Below are 23,241 nucleotides of genomic sequence, written 5' to 3' on the forward strand. Positions count from 1 at the left end.
TATCTTATACTTTTCTTAAATTGATTAATTCTTTAGGATTCGCTCCAACCAGAACAGCTCCAGCAACAATAGTAAGACCACCAATAATAAGAGTCGGGGTGATTTGCGTTCCCAGTAACAACCAGCTAAAGAATACTGACCATAAAGCATAAGTAATATTGAGTGCCATCGCTCGAGACGCACCTGTTTTGTTGATTGCTAAATACCAACAGATATAAGATCCACCACCTAAAAGTGCGGCAATGGCGATAACCCCAATACTTGCTGTTGTGAAGGCGCCAAAAAGCATTTGATATCCAACAACGCCAAGCAGTAATGGAATAACTGCCACAAAATAGACAACGAATGAAGTCGCTTCACGAATTCCCACCGCAACTTCTGGATCAACCATGTCCATTCCAAATCCAGAGACAACGCCTTCTGTTCCCCAACCAATCGCAGCTAAGAAAGCCAGCGCAATACCAGCGTAAAAATATGGGAAAGATGTGGCATCAGGTGGAACCCAGCTGACAATCGCAACACCTATAATTGAAAGTAAAATACCGATCCAAGTTCTAACGCCAATCTTTTCTTTTAAAATAACAACTGATAATATGGCACCAATTGCCGGATATATTGCCGTTATGGCAAGTGCATAAGATGGCCCAGCCAAGGTGATTCCCAGCATATAACCTGACATTCCGATCGGTCCCCCGAACATTGCTGCTAAACACACCAGCAAACCCGGTTTAGTACGGAGACTTCGGCCATATTCCCGCCATTTACCATTAAATAAATTAAAAAGAAAAACCCAAAATCCAGCAAACCCATCATGCAATGCAGCGCCAACAAGCGGTGCTACCAGAAGACTAGCCCCTTCGGTAAATGGGGCCATTCCGAAAGCAATACTCATGATTACTCCACTTAATCCCCAAGTCATCCCCGATACGACCCCGAAGCCTAAACCCGATTTCGCATGGCGTAATTCTTGTTTTTCCAGCCGTTCCGTAGTATTCATAAAAATCCACCTTTCAAAATTTTATTTTATATTATAATCGATCAACCATTTCTTGAATCGCATCTTCATTGGCTTCAATCCAATCCATTAACTTAATTTGATGTTTCAAATAAGCAAGGTATTCATAATCATTCAGCTCATCCATATCGTTATAGTAGGCATCGACACACCAGTTGATCAGATATACATTGGCAAAAGCCAGCATGTTTTTCATCGAAGCTTTTTCCTCAATCGTAAAACCAGTTAAGCCTTTGAGCTCATGCATCTTCTGTTCGTAGGCATTCAGGAAGATTTCACATTTATCCAACCGCATCTTATCTTCTTCTTTGTCTTCCCAGAAGCAACAGGAATAGATCATTCCCAGGCAGACATCAAATAATCTTAACTCAATTTTTGACCAGTCGAAATCGAAAATTCCGACCACCTGTTCATCCAGGAATTTCACATTACCGGGATGATAGTCATTATGAGTAGGGTTATACGGCATTTTTGCAGCGACTGCTTCAGGGATCTTATTTTTCTTAATAACGTCAATAATGGCAGCCAATTTTTTATTGAAAAATTCGTGGTAAATGTTATCATAGTCTGCCCCGGCATAATCGGTAAATATTTCTGGTAGCGTTTCGACAAAATCCAATATTTTCAGTTCAACCCGTTCCAATCCCATTGGATCAAAATCTCTGGCGGCGTTGTGGAAGGTCGCCATGACTTCGGCCATACTGGCAAACTCTCTATCGGTACAATAAGGTGTCAGCCAGGTATATTTGTCTTCTCCGCTTAAATAATCATAAACCGCATAATATTCTACATTTTCATCCTCATCGCCAATGATCGGATTTTCGACCTTGATGTATCCCCTGCCATCAGCCGCAGGTATTATCCCTGCCGCGATATCTAAACCATGCTCTTTGGCAAAGGTAATCAGCAAATGCTCAAATTCAATTTCTTTTTCCTGGATCCCGGTTTTATATTTTCTGACAAAGTATTCTTCCACCTTGCCATCCTTTTCAACCCGAATACCAAAACTCCGGTTCACATATCCACCAAAAATTTCCAGTACTTCGTTTACCTTTCCAAAATCGTATTCGTTTTCAATGACTTCAACAACACGATTTCTCAGAAATATCTTGTCCAGATCTTCCTGCAGACTCGTGACCCCAAGACGGATTTCCTTTATCTGTGTATACATGAGATAAAGTTGTTCCGAACTTGCTGGTTTAAACTCCAACATCTTTGACGTATCCATTTTCATTTTAAGCTTCCCCTTTTGTTTATTGTAATCGACTACTTTCGTACAGTATATAGATATTCGAACCTGAATAAAATCAAAATTCTTGTTAACAATGGTAATATCTTGTCATTAATCAATACTTTTTTACAATTCAGTCCGATTTTTTTAAATTTATTATCAAATACAACCAAAAAAACCTCAGAATTAACATCTGAGGTAAAAGTAGTATCAACTTAATTATTTTTTATATTTTTAAACATATGTTTTTATAGACGATTATAGGTACGCTTGATTTTACACTGCCTGTTTGATTTCATCGGTTTTCCTACTATACATTCCAACCAGCACCATTGAAATAATACTACCAGAGATCAATGTTGCTGCGGCAATTTGCCAGTCCGCTCGGGTAGCGGTTAAATTGAGCGTTTGACGTAAAAACTTCAGTACATAAGGTGATATAAATTGGCCAATCCCAGTTGCACTGACATAAATGGAAATCGCAACGGCCGCATATTTTGGTTGAGCCGCACTTTTGGCAACAGCAATTGTAATTGCCGGATTAAAGGTACCAAACCCCATTCCGAAAATTACTGCTCCAATAATCAGCATTGTCATGCTGTTTGCAAAAATCAGTACGACAAATGCCAATCCTACTGTCATCACTGCAAAGGAAGCTGTGAATTGTTTTAGTAGTTTGGTGACATTTCCAAACATCAATCCAAGCACGAAGGCAGCACCCGTAAAAACCGTTAAGACAGTAGCAGCCTGAGCTGCGTTGCCAAGCCCATCAGCCTGGATAACCATTGCAATGTTGGTCATAAAACTGAATTGAACAATATTGATCAATAAACAGACCAGCGCTAAAATATAGGTTATCGGTGTTACTTTCTTTTCTGTTGTTCCTGATTGATCAACTTTTTCTGACTTCTTAACCCCCGTATCCGGTAATTTAAACCAGATCAGTAATGCAATCGGGATGACTAATAGGAAACCTAAAAAAGAAAAGCGCCAGTTATAGGCTGCCAATATTCCGCCCATCATCTGGAAAACCACGCCAGCCGCTGCCCCAACGGCACTTCTGAAGCCCATTAGTTTGTTCTGCTGCTGTCCAGTAAAGAGATCCGCAATTACTGCCGATGCCATTGGAAAAACCAATCCGTATCCAGCGCCAAAAACAAACCGCATCGCGATCATAAATTGCAAATCACCAACAAAAGCAGATGGAATTCCGCCGACGAACATAAGAATCATGGCAATTGTTATAATCTTCTTGATGCTGATATATTGGGTCAGTTTACCAGAGACCAATGCAAAGAACACCATCATCAGAGAAGGAATCGTGGATAATAACTTAATTGTCTCTGGAGCCGCATCTGGAAAGGCTTTTGCAATTTCACCCAGGGCCGGGGTTGTCATGCTGGTTGTATACATCAACAAGGCCACCGATAAGGCCGCTACCTGGACCCACACGCTACTGTTTTTTTGTTCACTCATTTTTCTACTCCTTAAAATTAGTTTTGGGATGGGATACGAAATGCCGAACTATTTACGCTGGATTAAAATTTAATCGCATTTAGTTTGTTGTTGTAATATTATCATCACTCGATTTATTTGTCACTAATTATATTTGTTTTTTTAATTATATTTTCTTTTTTACTATAATTATAGGTTTTTATCGATATAATATTTCCTTATTTTCGTATATTATGTATTTTATTTTTAAAGCGTTGATACATTTATTTATTTCGCTCTGCCAATACTGATATTAACCTTGTTTGTTTTTATGCTTTCATTTTGTAAATATATCGTTATTCACTTGACTACAATTCAAAAAAGATCAATACGATTGCTGTTTTTTCGCAATCGTATTGATCTTTTATATCCGTTTGGTATTCAACTCAAGCTATTTCATATCCACATCTATGATACTACAACAAAATTCTTATCAACCTGAATCTTAATTTCTCTCGCCATAGCTCGAGACTCTTCAATACATTGGTCAATAAAACTATTTTCAAATCGCAAGCTCTGAAAGAGCAAACGAATTTCCATCTCGGCCAGATACTCGCTACTGCAGTCTAAATAACCATCATCCCGGGAGACGTGGAGACCATGAACCACCGCCAGATTTGCAAGCGCCAGTGCCTTCACTTCCAAGCGATCAAGTCCAAGTTTATAAGAGCGGTTGATATTTTCGACAAACCCCACCGAAGCACTTTCGCTTTTCATCAGTGTATTGGTATCACATAACTCATGATAGAATTGGTTCAAATGACGATTTAAACGACAATTGCGATTCTGAACGCGATATTCGATTGCTGTTTTTAGCACCACATTGCAACCAGGAAACTTTTCATCAATGGCCTTTTGTGTTTTAACCTTATTTGCAACCATATATTCATTATAAACTTCCAGTGCAAGGTTGTTTTTGTTTTTGAAATAATATGCAACCATCGCTTTGTTCGTTCCCGATGCTTTGGCAATTTCTGCCAAGGTCGTTTTAATAAATCCATATTCATAAAATAATTGTTTTGCTGTAAAATAAATCTTTTGCTTTGTTTCCAACCCGGTTTTATAATTAGCCAAAGTTTTTCCTCACTCTCTGATATTGGACTTATTTTAGCATAAAACAGATTTTGACTCGATTAATATCACGGTAAAAATAAAACGTCTGTTTTTTGCTTTTGTCCTTAGCTGTGTTCAATCTTTTTGAGCAGCTAAAAAAAGGTAATCTGGTTGGAAGCCGGCAGCTGGTTTAGACAGCCCTGTTTTTCCAGGGTTTCGATTACCGATTTGCTGATCTTGGTACGGTTCTGCAAATCTTCCCGGGACATATACGGGCGCAGCTGGGCTTCTTCAAAGATTCGCTGGGCGGCCTTGTCGCCAATTCCTTCCAGAGCATTCAGAGGCGGTAACAGCGTATCGCCGATGATTCGGAACTGACTGAAATGTGACTCGTAGACATCGACATTTCTAAAGCTGTAGCCGCGACACATCATTTCATGGGCAATCTCCAGCACCGTCAACAGTGATTTCTCTTTGTTGGAGGCCTTGGTTCCCAGCTCTTTGATCTGGTTCATCCGTTGTACCACAATACCCTTGCCCTGACTGATCAATTGGGCATCAAACTCGCTGGCCCGAACTGAAAAGTAGGTGGCATAATAAGCCAGTGGGTAATAAACCTTGTACCAGGCAATTCGGAAGGCCATGGTGACATAGGCGGCTGCATGGGCCTTGGGAAACATGTACTTGATTTTTTTGCAGGAATCAATATACCACTCCGGCACCTTGTTTTTGCGCATATCTTCTTCCCATTCCGGCTTCAGTCCCTTTCCTTTACGAACAGCTTCCATAATCGTAAAGGCCGTTTTAGCTTCCAGACCAGCGTAGATCAGATAAATCATGATATCATCTCGGGTACAGATAGCTTCTTTAATGGTGGCCTTTTTATCCCGGATCAGATCCTGGGCGTTATTTAACCATACATCGGTGCCATGAGACAGACCAGAAATCCGGATCAGATCTGAAAAGGCCGTGGGCTTGGTATCCAGCAGCATTTCCCGGACAAAACTGGTCCCGAATTCAGGAATCCCGCAAACCCCCAAGGGCGACTCAAAATCATTATCTTTAAAATCCAGGGCCTTGGTCGAGGTGAATAAGCTCATCGTTTTTTCATCGTCCAGGGGAATCCCGACCGGATCGATGGCGGTAAAATCCTTGAGCATTTTTAACATCGTGGGATCATCATGGCCCAGAATATCGAGCTTCAGCAGCCGGCCGCTGATCGACTCGTAGGCAAAATGAGTGGTGACGGTATCGCTTTCAGTATCATCGGCCGGCCGTTGGACCGGACAGAAATCGTAAATATCCTTATAGGTCGGCACGACCATTATCCCCCCGGGGTGCTGACCGGTGGTTTTTTTGACTCCGGCACAGCAGGATATTACCCGCTCCAGCTCAGCCCGGGTGGCTTTGATGTCCTTTTCGTCATAATAGTTTTTGACAAACCCAAAAGCGGTTTTTTCAGCAATCGTAGAAATGGTACCAGCCCGGAAAACCTTGCCCTTACCAAAAAGTACCTCGGTGTAGCGATGGGCTTCAGCCTGGTTCTCACCAGAAAAATTAAGGTCGATATCGGGCTCTTTATCGCCTTCGAATCCTAAAAAGGTTTCAAAGGGGATATCAAAGCCATCTTTATCAAGCTTGGCCCCGCAATGGGGACAATTGGCATCTTTTAAATCCGGCCCCACCCCGACCTCGGTGCTGTTGAAAAATTCGGAGTGTTTACAGCTGGGGCAACGGTAGTGCGGTGCCAGCGGATTAACCTCAGTGATCCCGCAGAGGGTAGCCACAAATGAGGATCCTACCGAACCCCGGGACCCTACCAGATAACCGTCTTCCATCGAATGATAAACCAGTTTCTGGGCAATCAGATAGAGGACCGAGTAGCCGTTGCCGATGATTGAATCCAATTCTTTTTTAATCCGTTTTTCGACAATGTCTGGCAGCGGTTGGCCAAAGAGTTCCCGGGCCCGGTCTTCCACCATTTCCCGGATCTCCTCATCCGATCCTTCAATCACTGGTGGATAGGTACCATCGGGTATCGGCAGCACCTCTTCGATCATCGTGCCGATTTTACGGGGATTATCAATCACCACCTCCCGGGCGGTTTCCTCATCCAGGTAGGCAAATTCGTCCAGCATTTCCTGGGTGGTCCGATAATATAGCGGTGGCTGCTTGCCGGCATCTTTATAACCCTGACCGGTAAACAGGATTTCCCGATAAAGGGAATCTTCCTGATTGACAAAATGGACATCACCGGTGGCTACCACTGGTTTATTTAATCTTTTTCCCAAATCGATGATCCGTTTATTTAAGATTTTTAGGGCTTCCTGATCCGGGACACTGTTATTATCGATCAAATATTGGTTATTTCCCAGCGGTTGGATCTCCAGATAATCATAAAAGCTGGCGATCTGCTGAATCTCATCCTGGGACTTGTTGTGAACCATGGCGGTGAACAATTCTCCTGCTTCACAGGCCGAGCCCAACAACAGGTTTTCGCGGTTTTCCGCCAGCAGCGACTTGGGAATTCGGGGTTTTTTATAAAAATAATTGAGATGCGATTCAGACACGATCCGATACAAATCCTTGATTCCGGCCTGGTTTCTGGCATAGATGATAATATGGTTGGTGGAATTCAGCCGGATACTCCGTTCCCGACTGGACAGGGCATTGAGGGTCTGGATCGAGGTACAGCCTTTTTTTTCAGCCAGATCCAAAAGTTTAACAAACACCTTGGCCGAGGCAGCCGCATCATCCAGGGCCCGGTGATGATTTTGAATATCAATTTTAAAATGCGAGCATAGTTTTTTCAGGTTATGGCGGGTTATCTGGGTTAGCAGACAGCGGGACATGGCCAGGGTATCCACCGCCGTATTTTCCCGAACGATGCCGTGGTCCGACAAGGCTTTGTTTAAAAAGCTCATATCAAAAGCGGCATTGTGGGCGACCAGAATGGTATCACCGGCAAACTCCAAAAATTTCGCCAAAGCATCCCGTTCTTCCATTCCATCGGCGACCATCTGATTGGTGATATTGGTCAAATTGGTAATAAAGGCCGGTATTTCACAATGGGGATTGACCAGAGTCGAAAAGCTGTCGATGATCTGTTTATTTTTAACACGCACCGCAGCAATTTCAATAATCTTGTGATTTCCGGGCACCAGGCCGGTGGTTTCCAGGTCAAAAAAAGTAAATTCGCCGCAGAAGTCCTGATCCTGATTGCCATAAACCATATTAAGCTGGTCTTCCACCAGATAGCCCTCAACCCCATAGAGGACCTTGATTTTTTTCTTGCGGCCCAGTTCCATCATTTCCGGATAGGCCTGTAAAACGCCGTGATCGGTGATGCCGATGATGTCATGGCCAAAGTTGGCCGCCTGTTTCATAATCTGCTCCACCTTACTGACCGCATCCATGGCACTGAACTGGCTGTGCATATGAAGCTCAACCCGCTTAACCGGAGCTTCATCGGTTTTAATGGTTTCTTTGGACAGGTTAATATTCCGGGGATAAAACATCATTTCCTGAGAATACTCATCATAATTGATCTTGCCTTCAACCAGATACCAGCTGCCTTCTTTAATACCTTCAATGACTTCTTCTTTGTCGGTAAAGGTTTTACAGGTAATGCTATTGGTATTGTCCGTGATATTAAACGTCAGCAGGGTCTTATTATTCTTCAGCGGCCGGGTGTTGACACCAAAAACCCAGCCCTTGATGACCAAACTTTTTCCTTCGGATTCCCCATTAATATTAAAATCCACATTTTTGAGCCATTCCCAGGTCCGGGTAATCTTTTTCCCGGCAACTACATCCCCGGGCTTTTCGGCTTTAGGTAGCTTGGCTGTGCTTGATGAACCGCCTGAACCAGACGAGCCGGCACTAGAAGCAACCGGCTTTATGGTCGCCAATCGTTTTTCCAGATCCTGTTGACTTTTTTCCGCCACCGAACCTTCATCAGTGAAACGCACCACCAGTTCTGCTTCCAGACCGTAGTGTTCAGCAATCAAGCGTTTGAAACGGCTGGAAAAAATCGCCAGGGCTTCGCCATCCAGCTCACCGGTTGATCGGCCTCTGACATAAAAGGTGTTGCCTTCGGCAATCAGGGTATTGATCAGCAGAATATTGGTTATCTTCTGATTGATGCCCACCAGCAGCTGACTGACCCCTTTGCCATCAGTGGCCAGAAGATGCTCGCCATCCTGATATTGTAGGGGGGCCACCTCGATTTGCAGGGCTTTTGCATAGTCAAAAATCTCCTGCATTTCATTTTTGATAAATTCGGTATCCGTTTGTTTTTTCGGACTGGAAAATTTAAAAATCAATTCCCCTTTACTGGAATTGATTTTAATACTATCGGTGATCAGATGATAGTCAGCTATTATTTTTTGATATCGTTCCTGTCGTCGGGTTAAAATACTCAAAGATCTCGCCTCACATTTTTTCTATTTCTTCTAATAACACCGAGATGATTTGATCCTCGGTAATGCTTTTTATAATTTCACCCTTTTTAAATAACACGGCTTTATTCTTCCCACCGGCAATGCCAATATCGGCGGCCTTACCTTCTCCGGGACCATTAACAATACAACCCATCACGGCCACCCGAATGTCTTTTTCGACCGTTCTCAGTTGCCGATCAATTTCCTCGGCGATACCAATCAGATCAATTTCGGTCCGTCCACAAGTAGGACAGGAGATGACTTCGACCCGGGGTCGTCGGCCGGTATATAAGCCGATGCCCCTGAGGATGTCCCGGGCCACATCGATTTCTTCCAGCGGATCACCCGTTATCGATACCCGCAGGGTATCCCCCAGGCCATTGAGTAACAAATAGCCAATCCCCATGGCTGATTTAACGGCTGAGCTGCGCAGGATTCCGGCCTCGGTGATCCCCAGGTGCAGGGGATAATCGTACTGCTCCGCAAACTGTTCATAGGAGGCGATGGTAAACCGCACATCCGAAGCCTTCATCGAAACGACAATATTATTAAAGCCAGCGTCTTCCAGAATCTGAATGTGTCGCGCAGCTGAGGCTACCATCCCGTCCGGGGTGACCTGACCCCCGTTTTTTACCAGGATTTCTTTTTCCAGCGAGCCGGCATTGACGCCAATTCGAATCGGGATATCCCGTTCGGTGGCCATGGCAACAATTTCCCGGATGCCTTTTTCCGAACCGATATTGCCGGGATTGATGCGCAGCTTATCAACCCCATTTTCGATGGCGGTCAAGGCCAGCTGATAGTCAAAGTGAATATCGGCAACCAAAGGTATCTGAATCCCTTTTTTAATCTCGGCAAGGGCCAGGGCTGCTACTTCATCGGGCACTGCCACCCGGACAATCTCACAGCCGGCGGCAGCCAGATCATTAATCTGGGCAATCGTTGCGGCAGCGTTTCTGGTATCGGTATTGGTCATCGACTGGATCGCAATCGGATTCTCGCCGCCGATGGCAAGGGCGCCAATTTTGACAACCCGGGTTTGCTTTCTTTTTTTCATGTCGTCTCCTACGCGGCCAACCGCATGACATCGTTCACGGCAATCAGGATCGCCAGGGCTATCAGGGCAATGAAACCAAAATAGTTGATCTTCATTTCCAGTTCGGGACTGAGTTTGCGGCGCACTACCATTTCAATCAGCAGGATAAAAATCCGTCCGCCGTCCAGGGCGGGCAGCGGAAACAGGTTGATAATCCCCAGATTGACGCTGAGCATGGCGGTAAACGCCAACAGAATAATCAGCCCGCTCTGCAAAAAGGTATCCACCATCGATACCATTCCGATCGGACCGGCCAGCTGATCCAGACCGACCTGACCCGTGAACAGCATCCCAAAGCTCTGAAAAATCAGACCGGAAAACCGCCAGGTATTTAAAAAAGCGGTGCCAATAGCGTCAAATATATTGGTATGACCAGTAAACAAGGCCACCACAATCAGGCAGACCATAGCAAAAATAATGTTCATGGCCGAACCAGCCACCAGTACCAGCAACTTTTCGCCCCGACTTTTTGCTTCATAACTGCGGGGATCAATGGGGATCTCAGGATCCTTGGGAATCAGGTTTCCTTCGGCATCAAATTCTGGTTCTTCGCCCCGCATTTTACAGAAGCCCCCCACTGGAAAGGCCCGAATCGTAAACAGGGTTTCTTTGCCCTGTCGAGCAAACAGTTTTGGCCCCATGCCAATAGCAAATTCTTCAACGAAGATGCCCGTTTTTTTTGCCACCATAAAATGTCCCAGTTCATGAACAATCACTAAGACACATAAGATCAGCAATGTAATAAGGATCGTATATAAATTCAAATTTTCACCTACGCGATGCCAATGGTTAATTTGGCAAAAATATAAATTAAAGGAATGATAAAGAGGATACTGTCAAAGCGATCCAAAATCCCGCCATGACCAGGTAGGATGGTGCCAAAATCTTTTATTTTGGCTTTTCGCTTAATCATCGATGCTGTCAAATCCCCGCATTGTCCGGCAATGCTTCCAAAAACGCCAACAACCAGGTATAAATACCAGGGTAAAACAAAACTGAAATAGGAACTGAGAATGGTTCCGTAAAGAACCGTACACAAGGCCGCAACAATTACCCCACCTACCGAACCGGCAATGGTTTTTTTAGGACTGATCAGCGGGGCGATCTTCCGGTTGCCAATCGATTTACCGATGAAATATGCGGCGGTATCGGTTGTGAAGGCAATCACAAAAATCAGCCACATATAATAGGCCCCTTTATTGACCGTCTCAAAAAGAAACAGGTGACCAAACATAATCGGAACGTATATCAATCCCATCAGGGTGGCACTTCCACGTTGAATTCCGACATTTCCCGATAATATTTCATAGCAGAAAATAATGATGAAGGCCACCAGCAAAACCGGCATCAGAAAGTAATAATCCAATTTGATGGTAATCATTAACATGACGGTCAAAACAGTCATCAAGATCACATTAATTTTAGGACGAATCATTTTATTAATGGCTCGGGTATATTCCATCGTCCCGACAAAGGCCAATATAGCCACACCAATGACCAGGATAAATCCTCCAGTATACAAAATAAAAATGAGCAGCGGCAGCCCAATCACCCCGGTCCAGATTCGGGTTTTCATGGAACTCTTCTCAGCGCGGCGACTCTCCGCTAAGGATCGTTCCGCCCGGCGGCTCTCCAGACTGCTACTCGGCCGATCCATAGCGCCGATTCCTGTTCTGATAATTTTCGATCATTTTATAATAAACATCAACTTCGAAATCTGGCCAATAAATGTCGGTAAACATAAATTCTGAATAGGCCATCTGCCACAACATAAAATTGCTGAGTCGACTTTCCCCGCCGGTTCGAATCAGCAGATCCGGATCCGGCTGGCCTTTGGTATAAAGATGATCGCTGATATGCTGTTCCGTCACTGCTTCCGGACTAATCCCCTCGGCCATGAGCGCCTTAACCGCATGAATAATTTCATCTCTCCCCCCATAATTCAGGGCGATATTCAGTACCAGACCGGTGTTTGCGGCGGTAGTATCCATGGCCTTCACGGCAGCTTCTCGGACTTTTTTGCCCAGCCCGTTCAGATTTCCGATCACGTTGATTTTAACATTGTTTTCGTGTAATTCCCCAACTTCTTTATGGAAATATTCAACGGCAATATTCATTAGTCCAGCAACTTCTTCGGGACTCCGTTTCCAATTTTCGGTGGAAAAAGCATACATCGTCATTATTTTTATTCCGGCGTCTGAGGACGCCCGCACAATTTTTTTCAATGTCTTCATGCCGGCATTGTGGCCAAACAAACGGGGACGATTTTTTGCTTTCGCCCAGCGACCGTTTCCGTCCATGATTATGGCTATATGCTCAGGCAGATTATCTTTATTTAACTGACTCGTCATATTGCACCTCTATTTCTACTGTATTTACGCATTTTCTTTTCACACTTTTATGCTATTCAATATTATATGCTATTTTTTAAGATTTGTAAATTCTATCACCAGGCGATGAATTGAAACAAGATTTACTTAAGACTCAATTTTTCCAGAATTCATTGCTAGACTGGCTGACCCAAAAAAGGAAAAGACCTCAGGCTATGCCTGAGGTCCTCCTGGAAATTATTGTGAAAATGAGAATTATTGATATCAATATAACATCTTTTAAACAAAAAGTAAACGATTAAATAAAAATTAATTTAATTTTTATTTAATTAAGGCTAACCTTAATCATTTTAACGTTCAGGTTAGCTGTATATCCGTTACTCAATTAAGCGCTAATCAACACCATTAATTTTCGTGGTTATTTTTTGTCAGCGAAATATAACGATACAGGGTCGGCACTGATACCCCCAAACATTTCGCCAGATACCAGATGGTTCCTTTAACTGAAAAGGTCCCCATCTCATCAAGTTTCGCCACTAGTTCGACTTTTTCATCCTTGGATAAAAGCTTCAGCTTCTTTAACAGATCCCGGGAGATATGGTTTAGGTTATTATCCACCAGTTCTTTGACATCGATGTTTATTTTATCCGGACCTTTTTCTTTGATCGCCGTTTCTACCAACGGCGGTCGAATCATTTTGTCCAAAAGTTCCCGGGCGGCAATTAAATCATGGCAATCTGAATTGATACAGATCATCCCAATCAAAACTTCATTCTCGTCCTTGATAAACCAGGACGCCGACTTGATCGACTCCTTTTTTTTGAATTTTTTGGGATCGTTGTTCATGTAGGGTACTTTTTTATGGACTTCACTTCGGAGAATTCTCAGATTCGTTTCGGTGATTGGATCACCGACCTTTCGACCACTGATATGGCCATTACGAATGGCAACCACCGAATGATGCCAGTCGGTCATATCATGGAGTACCACTTCGGTATTCTCACCCATAAATTCTGCTAAAAAATCCACCAGCGTCATATAGTTCTGCAGTTTTTTATTCAAAATTTCCCTCACTTTTGTTTCGTATTTTTAATCAAGAAGATACCCATGGTCATTTGCCAGAAAGGCATGACCATGGGCGCTATAAACGATACTATTTTATTTTTCTGCTTTAAGCATCTTATTTAACAGCGATGGCTTCAATTTCGAAAAGCGCAGCCTTAGGCAAAGCGGCTACCTGCATACAGGAACGAGCGGGATACTCGGCCTGACCTTCGAAAAATTCAGCATAAATATCATTAACTACTGCAAAGTCTGCCATATTTGCCAGAAATACCGTGGTTTTAACAATATCTTTGCGGCTGAACCCGGCTGCTTCCAGAACCACATTTAAATTTTCCAGACCTCTTTTAGCCTGTTCTGCCACGCCTTCGGCCAATTCACCAGTTTCCGGAATCAGGCCCAGCTGACCCGATGTATACAAGGTATCCCCCACTAAATAGGCATGGGAATAAGGACCCACTGCTGCCGGTGCCTGATCGGCAATGATTGCTTTTTTGTTCATAATAATCTCCTTAATTTTGTTAATCTATATCCTTTACTATGCCAGAACATATTTCTCAATCGCATGGGCGACGCCGTCTTCATCAAAAGGCAAGGTGACATGATTGGCGACGGCTTTAATTTCTTCAGGAGCATTGCCCATGGCAACACTGAGGCCAGCAAACTCCAACATGCGCAGGTCATTGTCACTGTCGCCAATTGCCATAACATTTCCCGGTTCCAGATTTAAAATCCGGCAAAGCTGTTTTAATCCGGCCCCCTTATTCGCGGAGCGATGATTAACCTCGATATTGTTGGCAATGGCTTTTGTTAATGTTACTCCGTGAATCTGAGAGAATTTCTGCCAAAGAACCCGATGATTATTCACACTGAGTAAGGGGATATTGATTTTTTCAATTTCTGATGCGTTTGCCTTGGTAAAATCCAAGATACTATCAACTTCTTTCGCTTTGCTCTGGATAAAAGCAATGAGATCCTTTGATAGACCACTCTTTTCGCCAATCATTTCAAAGTAACGCCATTCGCCGTAGGACTGTCCTTTATGGTAAACTTCACAAAACAGATTACGACGGGTCAATGTCGAGATGATCTTCTTAACACTTCCTGCACCGAGATAATTACTACTGATTACTTCGCCGCTGTTTAAATTTGTCACTGCAGCACCATTCGAAGTGACCGCATAGTTTATTCCCGGAATACTCATGACCGATTCCGGCAGTTGTCCCAGAATACGTCCTGTCGAAGGGACCACATGGATTCCTTTGGCAATGGCATTTTCCAGTACAATCCGGGTTCTTTCTGAAATTGACATATAATCCTTTTGAAGGGTGGTACCGTCCATATCCAATGCGATTAGTTTTATATCCATGGTTTACCCCATTTCTTATTCTTTAGTTTTAAAATTTTATGCTGATCTCTAGTCTAACATAAGAAAATAAGTTTTTCATCAGGTAAGCCTTTACATTTTTTTAGAATTATTACTTAAACGTTCTTTTTTTAAAATCTGAACGGGTTTATCTGAAAAGGTTAAGATCACATCGGCTAAACGTCTGATTTCATCTTCATTATGGCTGACAAAAATCACTGTCCGTTTGTCCTGCTCCCAAATCTTCGAAAAATCTTCAATCAACCGGTTTTTCAGCGAGCAATCCAGACTGCTAAAGGGCTCATCCATCAGTAACAGTTCAGAAGGGTAGAGGAACGCCCGGGCAATCGAAACCCGCTGGCGCATCCCGCCGCTGAGTTCCTGAGGAAAATAGTCCCCCACCGTTGCCAATCCCACCAATTCCAGCATGGCGTCGATATCAGCCTCATGAGAGCCCGGTTTTTTAATCGCTTTTTCTTTAAAGACAAAGCGGAGATTTTCACGCACGGTCCGCCAGGGCAACAATCGCGGCTCCTGAAAAATGTAGGAGATCGACTGGAAATTAATCCCTTCAATCGTTCCGCGATCAGGCTGATCCAAGCCGCTGCAGAGATTTAGGAGGGTGGTTTTGCCAGCCCCGGATGGTCCCAGAATTCCGGTTATTTTATGCTTTTCAAAGACCAGATTAAAGTCTTCAAAAATGGTCTCCTCTCCATATATTTTACTAAGGTCTTTTATGATAATTGACATTGACCATCCCCCTTTCGACTATTCCCAATCACATAAAGGGTAATTTTTTCGATAACAAGACTGCAGATCACAATGACCAGGGTCCAGGAAAAAAGCAAATCGGTTTCCAAATATATTTTTGAATAGTAAAGATTCATTCCGATCGATGGCAGGGCATTGGCCAGCACCTCGGCGGTAACCGTGACCTTCCATCCCAAACCGATGGCGTTCATCAAAGCCGAAACAGCATAGGGTTTTATCGAAGGTACATAAATATCCCGGATTATTCTGGTCTGTTCAACATCATAAATTTTGGCCATTTCCAGCAGTTTTTTATCGGTGGCTCTCACCCCCTGTACCACATTTGTCCAGGTCACCGGAAAGCAGATTAAGAAGGTGACTACCAGGGGCACCAGACCGGAAGCAATCCATAGATTAATTAGAATGATCACCGAAACGACTGGCAACGACTTGATGGTACTGACGAAAGGATTCATGATCTCGTAAAAAGGCTTGTTGAGTCCACCGGCCAGGCCCAGTACCAGTCCCAAGAGTACCGAAATAAAAACGCCCCCAAAGACCCGCAGTAATGTGACCCCAATACTCACAAAAAACTCAAAATCCCCAGCCAGGATAATCACACCTTCCAGGGTTTTAAGCGGCGAAGGCAGCACCAGCGGGCTGTCGACCCACCGGGCCGCCAGGGCCCAAAGGAGCACCCAGAAAAGGGCCACTCCTATTTTACCAATTATTTTTTTTAATGGTTTGTCCTGCTTATTTTCCAAGAACGTAGAAATCTTCACCTGGAACTTTTCCTCCAACCGCTTTGGGTTCAAATCCGGCTAAGATGGTATAGTATTCATTCAGAGATTCCTGAGCATCTTTAACCGGAATAAAGACGATATTACAATTTGGTATCGCTTTTTCTGCTAGTGTTGCATCAGTCATAATCCCCGCTGCAACAATATTTTGGGCACCCTCGGCGGGATTGTCATTCACAGCATTGATGGATGCTTCGTAGGCTTCCATGAATTGTTCAAGCACCTTCGGATTCGCTTCAGCCCAGTCTTTATTGACAACGACTGCCGTCATTTGCAATTGGGAACCATTGCTGGCTTCTTCCCAGGCTTTTGACATGTCCACGGCTACTTTGATATTTGCTTTTTTAGAGGTGATGGTGGTCACAAACGGTTCCGGAATCATCGCAATGGTGGCTTGTCCGGCAGCCAATTGAGTCACTGCCTCACTGTGTTCGGCGACATAATTAATGGTGACATCCACCCCAGGGGTCAAGCCATTTTTCTGCAGTAAGTAGTTCAGCACATATTCCGGGGTCGAACCCTGTCCGCTGGCCACAATGGTTTTGCCCTTTAAATCGGCGATGCTGGCAACGCCGGCGGTTTCATCGGCCACAATATACAACACCCCCAGGGTGTTGACGGATCCCAGAACCACCTGACCCTCGGTTTTGTTAAATAGTACTGCCGCTAAATTACTGGGCAGTGCGGCAATCTGAAATTCACCACTGATTACACTGGCGGTCAATTGATCTGGAGCACCGGCCACGGTAAATTCAGTGGTGACGTTTTCGCCCAGGTCGACGCCATTGACAATCATTTCTGCCATTCCCATTCCGGTTGGTCCAGCCAGGGTTCCGACTTTAACGGTTTGCGGCTCGGCCAGTTTTGCCTGACAGGCAGTAAAAGCAAGGATCATCACCAACATCAAACCAGCCAGGATCATTAATTTCCTGGTATTCATTTTTTGACTCATTTTCTTTTTCATCTTTTCTTTTTCTTCCTTTTCCTTTGATTCCGTTCAAAACATCAATCTCTTTTGTCTGGTAAACGGTATTCGTTTCAATAGTAATCATTCTAACATGAAGATAGTTTATTTAAAAGAAAAAGAAGGAGGAAAAATTCGATTATCTGATCAAACTCCTGACAAATGTTATTTCAGCTTACATCTAAGGTAATCTGTAGATAAATGTGATATAATCTGGACAGCAATTATTTAAAATCGTTAAAAACGTGTCCAAGACTTAGGACCGTAACAATCCCATAAATATCCAAGGAGAATCCCATGAAAAGTAAAAAGAAACACCGCCTGAGTTTGTTCGGTATTGCGCTGTTGATGTTTTTCCTGCCGGCTCCAATCCTGGCAAATGAAGCAGTTCATTCCGGCGAGATATCTAATTCCAGTGAAGTGCAGGTGAACGATCAAATGACCATCAATGCTCTTACCGAAATTCCCGATGTCGACACTAATGGCAACATCGATCAGCAGGTCGTTATTATTTATAAGAACACCAGCCCCTTTAATGTTCAAAGTCTCTCTTTATCCACCAATGAGATCGCATCCGGAGAAGCCGTCTCAGATCGGGTCGATGTCCTGGAGGTAAAAAGCGATGTCGACATCGACGCGTTCATCAAAACCATGAATGAAAATCCCAATGTTCTGGTCGCTGATCGCAATCGTGTCATTAGAACCTATTCCCTGCCTGATGATCCCTATGTAACCGACGGCAAAGCCTGGCAGTTTGTCAGTATCGGTGCCGACAAAACCTGGGACCAGGTAGCCAATTCTGAAACCATCGGCGTTGCGGTTTTAGATACCGGGCTTAACACCAATCATCCGGATCTGGCCGGCCGAATTATTAGCGGTTATGATTATGTCACTAAAAGTACCGAAGTCACTGATCAGGATGGCCACGGAACCCTGGTCAGCGGTTTTATTGCAGCCGTCGCCGATAATGGCATCGGCCTGTCCGGTGTGGCTGGAACTGCCAACGTAAAAATTGCGCCGTACCGGGTCGGCACCAAAGGTCTCTCGGTTGCCAATATCTGTGCCGCCTTAATGGATGCTGCTGATCGTTCCGATATCAAGGTCATTAACATGAGCTATGGCGGTTATGAATATAACAATAGCGAAGCCGCTGCCATTCAATATGCTAAAGACCGGGGCAAAGTGCTGGTCGCTTCAGCGGGGAATGAAGGGGAAATAACTGATCCTGAGGTCGGATTGGCTTCTTATCCGGCTTCCTACGATGGCGTTATTTCAGTAGCTGCCACCGATAGTTCTAATGGTCGGGCCTCTTTTTCCCAGTATAACAATATGGTGGATCTCGCCGCCCCCGGTGAAAATGTTTATACCACCGCCTTTACTGGCGGTTATACCTATGATAGCGGTACCTCTTTCTCATCACCAATTGTTGCCGGTGCCTGCGGCGTATTACTGGCTGCCAACGGCAACCTGAGTGCCAGTGATGTGGAAACAGCTCTGACGACCACTGCTCTGGATCTGGGTGATCCGGGTAAGGATGATTATTTTGGTTATGGATTGATCCAACTCGATCAGGCCTTAGTAAAGGTACTAACCGACAAGCCCTTAACCGCCCTGTATAAAACGCATATTCAAAATATCGGCTGGGAACCAGATTTCAAAAGAAATGGCGAACTGAGCGGTAGCTCAGGTTTAGGTTACCGGTTGGAAGCCATCAGTATTACTTTGGATAATCCCGGCTACGATGTCGGTGTTACCTATCGAACCCATATCCAGGACATCGGCTGGCAGGACTGGCGTTATAACGGTGAGTCCAGCGGCACCTCCGGCGAAGGTCGCCGGCTCGAGGCAATTCAGATTAAGCTAACCGGTGCCGACGCTGATCAATTTGATCTCTACTATCGTACTCATGTCCAAAACCTCGGTTGGCTCGGCTGGGCCGGTGCTGATGAACAATCTGGCACCGCCGGCTATGGCTATCGTCTGGAAAGCATTCAAATCATGGTGGTTCCCAAAGGAACTCCCTTTGATACCTCAGGTGATTCGTTTATCACCAACCCGATATGATCTGGCCGCAGATTCAATAGCAACTCGTTCAAAAGCCGACTGGAAATTTATAATTTTCAGTCGGCTTTTATTCGATTTCAGATTTGATTATTCGATCGATTTTAGTGACTCCACCATACTGATCCGTTTAATAATTGGTGTCATCAGAATATTGACGATAAAGGTAAAGGCCAGGGTAAAGACCACGGAATAGATAAAACTGGTGGGCTCAATTTCCCGGGCGAACATGGCGATATCGGTTTCCACAGTGGTAATGATAAAGCCGTCAAGCAGAACGCCTAAGAATAACCCGACGACGATCCCGATAACCGAAAGAACGATATTCTCCCGGAAAATGTATTTATACACCTCCATGTCATAAAATCCCAAAACTCGGATGGTGGCAATTTCCCGGACTCGCTCGGAAATATTAATATTGGTCAGGTTATATAAAACAACCGCTGCCAGGGCTCCTGCAGAAACCAGCATCACCACCACCACGATGCTTAAGCTGCTGAGACTGTCCGATGATGATTTGACAATATTGCCGGTGAAGTTCACTGCTACCACCCCATCTTTGGCCAGCCATTCATTGGCAATGGCATTTTCCAGATCCGTTGAGGTATCAGGAATATTGACGTAGGCCATATTTACGGTCAGGGCCTTTCCGAAGGCTTCTTCGTAAACCGCCGGAGACAGATAGAGATAGTTCTCCAGATAGTTTTCGGTAATAGCACCCAAAACCACCTCATGACTTTCATCATCATTATAGATCCGGATAGTATCGCCTACCTTCAGTCCCAGGCTGTTGGCAACTTTTTCTGATAAAACAGCACCAGCCGCTTCCAGATTAATGGCTTCTCCTGATTTCCGATCTTGCAGGTGAATAAAATGATCAATCTTCGTAGCTGTTTCCGGGACAAATAGATAGGCTGCTTTGCCACTGCCCGTTCCGGCTTTTTCGATAGTCATTTTGGATTGATGAGCCAGGATATTTTCGCTGAACCGGGTGTCATTATCAAGGATTTTTTTGAAGTCGGCCTTTTCAGCCAATGTTCCTTCGTTTTTTAAGGCCATGTAACCATCAAAGACGGTAATGTTCTCAAACTGCCGGGGGATCATCGAGAAGATTGCATCCTGCAACCCGAACCCGGCCAAAATCAGGGCCGTACACCCGGCAATCCCAATCACGGTCATAAAAAACCGACCCTTGTAACGGAGTAGATTACGAGCGGTAACTTTTTCGATAAAGCCCAACCGTTTCCAGATAAAGGGCATACTTTCCAGAAAAATCCGTTTTCCGATCTTGGGGGCCTTGGGGCGCATCAACTCCGAAGGGTGTTCTTTCAGTTCATAATGAGTCACGATCAGGGCCGCCGCCACGGTACAGGATATCGCAATCAGACAGGAAACAATAATTGGCAACCATGGTGGCGCGATGATCAAATCGGGAACCTGATAGAGCAGTCCATAGGCACCGGCGATTAAATGCGGCAGGGTATTGATGCCAACAAGCAAACCGATGAATGAACCAATACTACCAGCCAATAAGGCATAGACAAAAAACTTCGAACCAATCTGATAATGGCGGTAACCCAATGCTTTCAGGGTTCCAATCTGGGTCCGTTGCTCTTCCACCATTCGGGTCATGGTAGTGAATGATACCAAGGCTGCCACCAACAGAAAGATCAGCGGAAACACGCCGGAAATATTGTCAATCCGCTGGGCATCTTCGCCGTAACTGGTATAGCCGGGATTATCATCGCGGTTGAACAGATACCATTTTCCAAATTCCAGATCACCAATTTTCGCCTCAGCCTTGGCCAACTCATTGGCAGCGTTGGCCAGTTCGGCCTCGCCCTCTGCCCGTTTCTGCGCCAGCTGGGCTTCCCCATCACGGAGCTCCGCCCAGCCAGCTTGCAATTGATCCTGGGAGGCAATCAGGGTATTCAATCCATCTTCCCGACCGGCCTCAAAGGCCGCAATTCCGGCATTGAGCTGGTTCTTACTGGCAGCCAGGGTCGCCCAGCCAGCCGACAGCTTATTCTCGCCGTCGATGGCCGCCTGGGCAAGGGCAGCTTCGGCCTGGGGCAGGGTTGCTTCCAACTCGGCCAGCTGGGTTTTCATTCCCGCTAACTGGGCCTGAAAGGCGTAAATTTCATCAATGCCCTGCTGGATCTGGTTTTTTCCGGCATAAGCTTGAGCTAACCCTGCTTCAACTCCGGCAATCTGGCTGTTAATCTCCGCCAACTGGGTTTCCAGAGCGGCCAGCTGCGCCTGATAATCTGGGGCCGCCGGATCCAGACTCTGTATCTGGGCTTCAACTCCTGCCTGCATAGTAGTCAGGTTTGCCAAGGCACTTTCGCCCTGAGCAATCTGGTTTTCCAGATCGGCCAACTGGGCTTCCAGCGCCGGCAACTGGCCGGAAGGATCCTGGGCTTCCATTTGAGCAATGCCGCTTCTTAAATCGGTGATACCCTGGCGCAGCGTTTCCAGTTGTGCCTCACCTTTGGCCAGTTCCTGCTTTAAGGTGCCCGCACCGTTAATCAAATCAGTCTCCCCCTGGACGATCTGATTCTGAGCGTCGGCGAGCTGGGCCTCGGTCTGGGCAATCGTGGTGTTATATTCATCCCAACCGGCACTTAGGGCCGCCTCCCCGTCAATCAACTGACTTCTGGCATCAGCCAGAGTAGCCTCGCCCTGGGCAATTCCTTCATTAAACTGGGTCACCCCATCGTTGTACTTGGCCCGACCCTTATCCAGTTCGACCTGAGCCTTGGCCAGAATATCGGTATGATTGATTTCCAATTGCTGAAGACCCAAGGCTTCTAATTGTTTCTCCAGACTACCAATCGCTTCTTCGTATTCGGCTGAAAAGGGATTAACTCCGTCGGCAGAGGCCTGAGATAAGAGATAAACTTCAGTGAAACGTTCAAAGGCAAAATTTTCAGTAGGAATAAAACCATAATAATCCACTTCACCCCGACCAACCGAGGTACTACCCCGCTCAATAGAAACAAACTGCGGCGATCTGACAAAACCAACGATGGTGAATTGATCCCGTTTGATCGATTCAGACAAAGCTTTATCACCAACCTCCGGGAAGAGCTTGATCATTTCGCCCAGTTGATAAATATGACTGGAAACCCCCATCCCCTTATCTTCCTGAGGCTGTTCCAGCAGAATTTCCCCTGCATTTTCCGGTAACCGCCCGGCCACCAGCACCGGCTGATTCAGAACCTGGTCTGACTGGTAGGCCATTAATTTGATGACCGGCCGTTTATCACCCCGCTCAATGATCACATCCGCCGAATAGCTGGGCATCACGGTTGCCACCCCGGGGGTGTTTTTAACGGCATCCACATCCGCCGGCAAAAATCCATAAGTCGAAACCAGCCGCATGTCCATCAGCTGCTGGTTCTGATAGTACTCACTGACTGTATATTTCATGCTTGGGCCGGTTGTTTTAACCCCCACAAAAAAGCAGATACCCAGAGCAATGATGGCGACAATGGATAAAAAACGGTTGATCGATTTTTTTATTTCTCTGAATGTATCTTTCTGCAATGCTTTCATTGATATGTCCTTCATTATA

At 45.0% G+C, this 23,241-nt stretch carries 17 protein-coding genes; 1 reads left to right on the plus strand and 16 read right to left on the minus strand.

All coding sequences use genetic code 11. The features are described 5' to 3' along the window. Positions 1-4: 4 nt before the first annotated feature. The 15 genes from A3KS_RS0117610 to A3KS_RS0117685 all read right to left on the minus strand — a co-directional run bounded on the left by A3KS_RS0117610 (position 5) and on the right by A3KS_RS0117685 (position 17,603). The gene (locus A3KS_RS0117610) at positions 5-997 is read right to left on the minus strand and encodes a DMT family transporter (protein ID WP_035356711.1); all 993 of its coding nucleotides are present in this window, start codon (positions 995-997) and stop codon (positions 5-7) included. 31 nt (positions 998-1,028) lie between these two features. Next, on the minus strand, positions 1,029-2,249 hold the full coding sequence (locus tag A3KS_RS0117615; protein ID WP_242834793.1) for a phosphotransferase enzyme family protein: 1,221 nt from the start codon (positions 2,247-2,249) through the stop codon (positions 1,029-1,031). Positions 2,250-2,522: 273 nt separating this feature from the next. After that, positions 2,523-3,722: an MFS transporter gene (locus A3KS_RS0117620; RefSeq protein ID WP_026396012.1), complete on the minus strand. Its 1,200-nt coding sequence runs from the start codon at positions 3,720-3,722 to the stop codon at positions 2,523-2,525. Between the two features lie 426 nt (positions 3,723-4,148). Then, positions 4,149-4,814: a TetR/AcrR family transcriptional regulator gene (locus tag A3KS_RS0117625; protein WP_026396013.1), complete on the minus strand. Its 666-nt coding sequence runs from the start codon at positions 4,812-4,814 to the stop codon at positions 4,149-4,151. Positions 4,815-4,945: 131 nt separating this feature from the next. Further along, positions 4,946-9,217, minus strand: coding sequence for a PolC-type DNA polymerase III (locus tag A3KS_RS0117630; protein WP_026396014.1), 4,272 nt, complete (start codon positions 9,215-9,217; stop codon positions 4,946-4,948). Positions 9,218-9,227: 10 nt separating this feature from the next. Next, positions 9,228-10,292, minus strand: coding sequence for a flavodoxin-dependent (E)-4-hydroxy-3-methylbut-2-enyl-diphosphate synthase (ispG, locus tag A3KS_RS0117635; RefSeq protein WP_026396015.1), 1,065 nt, complete (start codon positions 10,290-10,292; stop codon positions 9,228-9,230). Between the two features lie 8 nt (positions 10,293-10,300). Next, positions 10,301-11,095: a M50 family metallopeptidase gene (locus A3KS_RS0117640; RefSeq protein ID WP_026396016.1), complete on the minus strand. Its 795-nt coding sequence runs from the start codon at positions 11,093-11,095 to the stop codon at positions 10,301-10,303. 8 nt (positions 11,096-11,103) lie between these two features. After that, positions 11,104-11,988 carry a phosphatidate cytidylyltransferase gene (locus tag A3KS_RS0117645; RefSeq protein WP_051355982.1) on the minus strand — a complete coding sequence of 295 codons (885 nt, stop codon included), beginning with the start codon at positions 11,986-11,988 and terminating at the stop codon, positions 11,104-11,106. Next, the gene (gene uppS / locus A3KS_RS0117650) at positions 11,972-12,682 is read right to left on the minus strand and encodes an undecaprenyl pyrophosphate synthase (RefSeq protein ID WP_026396018.1); all 711 of its coding nucleotides are present in this window, start codon (positions 12,680-12,682) and stop codon (positions 11,972-11,974) included. Before uppS ends, A3KS_RS0117645 begins: the two co-directional genes overlap by 17 nt. A 384-nt stretch (positions 12,683-13,066) precedes the next feature. Next, positions 13,067-13,723 carry a helix-turn-helix transcriptional regulator gene (locus A3KS_RS0117660; RefSeq protein WP_026396019.1) on the minus strand — a complete coding sequence of 219 codons (657 nt, stop codon included), beginning with the start codon at positions 13,721-13,723 and terminating at the stop codon, positions 13,067-13,069. 118 nt (positions 13,724-13,841) lie between these two features. After that, a complete protein-coding gene (locus tag A3KS_RS0117665; RefSeq protein WP_026396020.1) occupies positions 13,842-14,225 on the minus strand; it encodes a RidA family protein in 384 nt (127 codons plus the stop codon). Between the two features lie 36 nt (positions 14,226-14,261). Next, entirely contained in the window at positions 14,262-15,092 is an 831-nt protein-coding gene (locus tag A3KS_RS0117670) for a Cof-type HAD-IIB family hydrolase (RefSeq protein ID WP_026396021.1), read from the minus strand. A 90-nt stretch (positions 15,093-15,182) separates the two neighbouring features. Then, positions 15,183-15,839, minus strand: a complete 657-nt coding sequence (locus tag A3KS_RS0117675; RefSeq protein ID WP_026396022.1) for an ABC transporter ATP-binding protein — start codon at positions 15,837-15,839, stop codon at positions 15,183-15,185. Continuing rightward, positions 15,824-16,621 (minus strand): ABC transporter permease, encoded by a 798-nt coding sequence (locus A3KS_RS21885; protein ID WP_035356713.1) that lies wholly within the window; start codon positions 16,619-16,621, stop codon positions 15,824-15,826. The genes A3KS_RS0117675 and A3KS_RS21885 overlap by 16 nt, the downstream gene beginning before the upstream one ends. Next, positions 16,593-17,603: an ABC transporter substrate-binding protein gene (locus tag A3KS_RS0117685; protein ID WP_035356715.1), complete on the minus strand. Its 1,011-nt coding sequence runs from the start codon at positions 17,601-17,603 to the stop codon at positions 16,593-16,595. The genes A3KS_RS21885 and A3KS_RS0117685 overlap by 29 nt, the downstream gene beginning before the upstream one ends. A gap of 297 nt (positions 17,604-17,900) precedes the next feature. On the opposite strand from A3KS_RS0117685, the gene A3KS_RS22905 reads away from it, so the two are divergent. Then, a complete protein-coding gene (locus tag A3KS_RS22905) occupies positions 17,901-19,667 on the plus strand; it encodes a S8 family serine peptidase (RefSeq protein ID WP_026396024.1) in 1,767 nt (588 codons plus the stop codon). 87 nt (positions 19,668-19,754) lie between these two features. Here A3KS_RS22905 and A3KS_RS22910 read toward each other — a convergent pair whose 3' ends face one another. Beyond that, positions 19,755-23,222 (minus strand): ABC transporter permease, encoded by a 3,468-nt coding sequence (locus A3KS_RS22910; RefSeq protein WP_026396025.1) that lies wholly within the window; start codon positions 23,220-23,222, stop codon positions 19,755-19,757. Positions 23,223-23,241 lie beyond the last annotated feature (19 nt).

Source organism: Acetobacterium malicum subsp. dehalogenans DSM 11527, assembly GCF_000472665.1.
Classification (GTDB): domain Bacteria; phylum Bacillota; class Clostridia; order Eubacteriales; family Eubacteriaceae; genus Acetobacterium; species Acetobacterium malicum.

Bases quoted from the DNA above. Each gene is read 5' to 3' on its own strand.
- A3KS_RS0117610 (WP_035356711.1), bottom strand. From the start codon at position 997: ATGAATACTACGGAACGGCTGGAAAAACAAGAATTACGCCATGCGAAA.
- A3KS_RS0117615 (WP_242834793.1), bottom strand. From the start codon at position 2,249: ATGAAAATGGATACGTCAAAGATGTTGGAGTTTAAACCAGCAAGTTCG.
- A3KS_RS0117620 (WP_026396012.1), bottom strand. From the start codon at position 3,722: ATGAGTGAACAAAAAAACAGTAGCGTGTGGGTCCAGGTAGCGGCCTTA.
- ispG (WP_026396015.1), bottom strand. From the start codon at position 10,292: ATGAAAAAAAGAAAGCAAACCCGGGTTGTCAAAATTGGCGCCCTTGCC.
- A3KS_RS0117645 (WP_051355982.1), bottom strand. From the start codon at position 11,988: ATGGATCGGCCGAGTAGCAGTCTGGAGAGCCGCCGGGCGGAACGATCC.
- uppS (WP_026396018.1), bottom strand. From the start codon at position 12,682: ATGACGAGTCAGTTAAATAAAGATAATCTGCCTGAGCATATAGCCATA.
- A3KS_RS0117665 (WP_026396020.1), bottom strand. From the start codon at position 14,225: ATGAACAAAAAAGCAATCATTGCCGATCAGGCACCGGCAGCAGTGGGT.
- A3KS_RS0117670 (WP_026396021.1), bottom strand. From the start codon at position 15,092: ATGGATATAAAACTAATCGCATTGGATATGGACGGTACCACCCTTCAA.
- A3KS_RS0117675 (WP_026396022.1), bottom strand. From the start codon at position 15,839: ATGTCAATTATCATAAAAGACCTTAGTAAAATATATGGAGAGGAGACC.
- A3KS_RS0117685 (WP_035356715.1), bottom strand. From the start codon at position 17,603: ATGAAAAAGAAAATGAGTCAAAAAATGAATACCAGGAAATTAATGATC.
- A3KS_RS22905 (WP_026396024.1), top strand. From the start codon at position 17,901: ATGAAAAGTAAAAAGAAACACCGCCTGAGTTTGTTCGGTATTGCGCTG.
- A3KS_RS22910 (WP_026396025.1), bottom strand. From the start codon at position 23,222: ATGAAAGCATTGCAGAAAGATACATTCAGAGAAATAAAAAAATCGATC.